The sequence below is a fragment of the Klebsiella sp. HMSC09D12 genome (assembly GCF_001808475.1).
In the GTDB taxonomy this organism is placed as follows: domain Bacteria; phylum Pseudomonadota; class Gammaproteobacteria; order Enterobacterales; family Enterobacteriaceae; genus Klebsiella; species Klebsiella oxytoca.
On the sequence record NZ_KV793397.1, the window covers coordinates 1 to 2,790 of the forward strand.

General features: G+C 50.7%; 4 protein-coding genes. 1 reads left to right on the forward strand and 3 read right to left on the reverse strand.

Annotation, left to right across the window (positions count from 1 at the left end):
- Nucleotides 1-274: 274 nt before the first annotated feature.
- Nucleotides 275-1,270, forward strand: coding sequence for an IS110 family RNA-guided transposase (locus HMPREF3178_RS03450; RefSeq protein ID WP_040213451.1), 996 nt, complete (start codon nucleotides 275-277; stop codon nucleotides 1,268-1,270).
- A gap of 320 nt (nucleotides 1,271-1,590) precedes the next feature.
- Here the strand turns inward: HMPREF3178_RS03450 and HMPREF3178_RS03455 are convergent, their stop codons facing one another.
- The 3 genes from HMPREF3178_RS03455 to HMPREF3178_RS30730 all read right to left on the reverse strand — a co-directional run bounded on the left by HMPREF3178_RS03455 (nucleotide 1,591) and on the right by HMPREF3178_RS30730 (nucleotide 2,731).
- Nucleotides 1,591-1,929: a hypothetical protein gene (locus HMPREF3178_RS03455; RefSeq protein ID WP_023280902.1), complete on the reverse strand. Its 339-nt coding sequence runs from the start codon at nucleotides 1,927-1,929 to the stop codon at nucleotides 1,591-1,593.
- A 14-nt stretch (nucleotides 1,930-1,943) separates the two neighbouring features.
- Entirely contained in the window at nucleotides 1,944-2,213 is a 270-nt protein-coding gene (locus HMPREF3178_RS03460) for a hypothetical protein (protein ID WP_023280901.1), read from the reverse strand.
- A 245-nt stretch (nucleotides 2,214-2,458) separates the two neighbouring features.
- Nucleotides 2,459-2,731: a hypothetical protein gene (locus tag HMPREF3178_RS30730; protein ID WP_127779548.1), complete on the reverse strand. Its 273-nt coding sequence runs from the start codon at nucleotides 2,729-2,731 to the stop codon at nucleotides 2,459-2,461.
- Nucleotides 2,732-2,790: the final 59 nt, after the last annotated feature.

Below are 2,790 nucleotides of genomic sequence, written 5' to 3' on the forward strand. Positions count from 1 at the left end.
GGCGCAGCCGGCTGCTGTTTTGACAGGTTCTGCCTCACCCCCCCCTTCCCTTGTATCTAACAGTTTGTGGTGATTAGCTACCACCACTGAAGCAGAGTGAGCCGCCCCCTTCCCTTAAGGTCAGAAAAGTCTGCACCGCTGAACCTTGATTTGCAGCATATGGCCCTCCGCTTCACCTTTCACGCCAGCACATCAGGTTGAACGGTTACCGGGAGCTCGACTCCGTATGTACAAGGCGAACAGGCGTGACGGTTTATGTGAGAGGAGTTTGACCATGTTTCCAGTCGGCATTGACGTAAGTAAAAACACCCTGGATCTTTGCATGCTTTATGACGGTATCAAAGGACGCATAAAAACCCGTAACATCCAAAATAACAGACATTCAGTTGAAAATATTCTTGGCTGGCTCAGGCTTCAGCACTGCGGTCCGGAAGATGTTCATGTGGTAATGGAAGCTACTGGTGTTTATCACGAACGGCTGGCCACTGAGTTACATGATGCCGGTTTCCGGGTTTCTCTGGCCAACCCTCACCGTAGTCGGGAGTTTGCACGTGGCATGGGAATAATGACAAAAACGGATAAGGTGGATGCGTATATGCTGGCCTGTTACGCATTCCTTAAGAAGCCACACCGCTGGGAGCCGCCGACTCCCGAAATCAGATATCTCGGTGCACTCCTGCGACGGCGGGATGTTCTGCTGGGTGATGCCCTGCGTGAGGAGAACAGGCTGGAAAAATACCTGTCGACAGACACACCTGCAGATATTATCAGTTCCTGCAAGCGTATGGCGCAGCTTCTGCGCGAGGAGGTAAGTAATATCGAGCGGCAGATTAAAGCACATATCAAAGCCTGCCCTACACTGAGGCGTGATTATACACTGCTGACCTCAATTAAATCGGTTGGTCCCCAGCTGGGGATGCATATGCTGGTCGTACTTCGCAGCCATAACTTTGCATCAGCAGAGCAGGCTGCCGCCTTTCTGGGCGTGGTGCCGATCGAGAAACGCTCAGGCACATCGGTCCGGAGCCGACCTCGGATGTCGAAAATCGGCCCCCCTCAGTTGAGAGCGAAGCTTTACATGTCCGCCCTGTGTGGAAAAATCTACAATAAGCGAATGCGTAATATTTACGATGAGATGTGCCTGCGGGGTAAACCTAAAATGGTGGCCATTGGCGCGCTGATGCGGAAACTGGTGCACTGGTGTTATGGCGTCCTGAAGACCGGAACCGTTTTTAATGACGAAAGCCTGAAACAAGTACTGTCAACCTGACTGTACCGGGCTGGCATTAAACTCAAGGTAACGCTCACTGCAATCAGTGAGCGCAGTCCGCTATGAGCGAACAACGGACATGGCTGCTCGCGGAAAAGATCGTTAATTAAAGTGCACCGGCTTTGCTTCTGTATGTACTTGCACATGAAAACACTAAAAGGATCTGCGATGTAATGGGAAAACCGTCCAATCAGAACTCACGTTGATTATCGGTCGCATGGCTTTTAATTTATAACCGCCTTGGCGGTTATTGGGGATGATAAAAGCACAAATGTGAACCCCACAGCCATCGCAGGGGTAGTCGTCACATGCTTCGATCTTTATGGGCGGGAGATCTGGACGAGATAGAGAAGTGATAACCAGTCCTGACGTGTGCTGGCAAAAATGTCGAGAATCGCCTCGTCAGTCTGTTGGTTATAGCGGAAAAGACAGATGTATTTCCCGGTTGGATCTAACCAGCGGCGCAACTTTACGCCGTTGGCCAGCGCGTTTTGTTCAAACGGATATTGAAGGGGATTAGCCTCAATATCGACGATAGCTTGTTCCAACAAATCAGTCGCAAAATCGCGAGCATCATCGTCTGACATTGTTACCGCTTTATAGGACTCAATTACTGATAAAGTTTGTTCTGTTACTTGGGTGGTGATTGCTACCGTCATTTATGGGCCTCATATTATTTATGCCGCTCTGCTCGCCTCCGTGCTAATAGCTCACGGGCGGTTTCGTGGCGGCCGTTCTCAAAATCATGCTGAGACAGGCTAACCAGTTTCAGCATGGCGTTTACTTGCTGCTGCTGGTGGCGTTCAACCAGTTCCGCTTCACGTTCTTCTGCGGTCTGAATAAACAGCTCAGCTGCACCATTTTTTGTCACATACACACCGCCTCTGAAGTTCTGAGGGGTGCCAAGCATCTCCCGAGCAGACTTCTGCGAAATGGTAGTCATGTAGAAAACCTCACTTAATAGGTGTGGCTACACGGATGAAAGCGTCCGCTAGTCACTGGCTCCTTTCTTGTCAGCTTTCCAGGATGGAAGCCGTACGTGCTTTCAAGGTACAGAATATCCAAAAATTCACTCGAGATCAATATTTGTCATAAATTTTACCCCCCCCTCAACCCTTCCGCGTCAGAGCGTCGACGCAGGCGCGCATATCGGTGGGCTCCGTGACCAACCAGAGGTGGCTGATTTTTTTAGCACAAGTTCAGATCTCTGATGAGAGCGGCCCTTGCCTGCGGCAAACCGGAAAGGCTGGCGCGGTTGATCGTCAGGGTGATGTTTTCTGTCTCCGGCGCGCTGGTCACGGGCAGCAGCAACGGTGGTGATGATAGCGTTACGGCAGGGTGTTCAGTAGTCAGGCTCCGGCAGAGGTGACCAAAGGTTTTGATATTGAGGCTGTAATGGCGGAGCGTACTGTAGCGGGTATCGCATTCAGCAGCCTTCTCACAGGTATTCTGAAATAACATACCCTAAATTATTTATGTCCGCTTCTGGCTGTGAGTTCAACCGATGGACGCAACACACT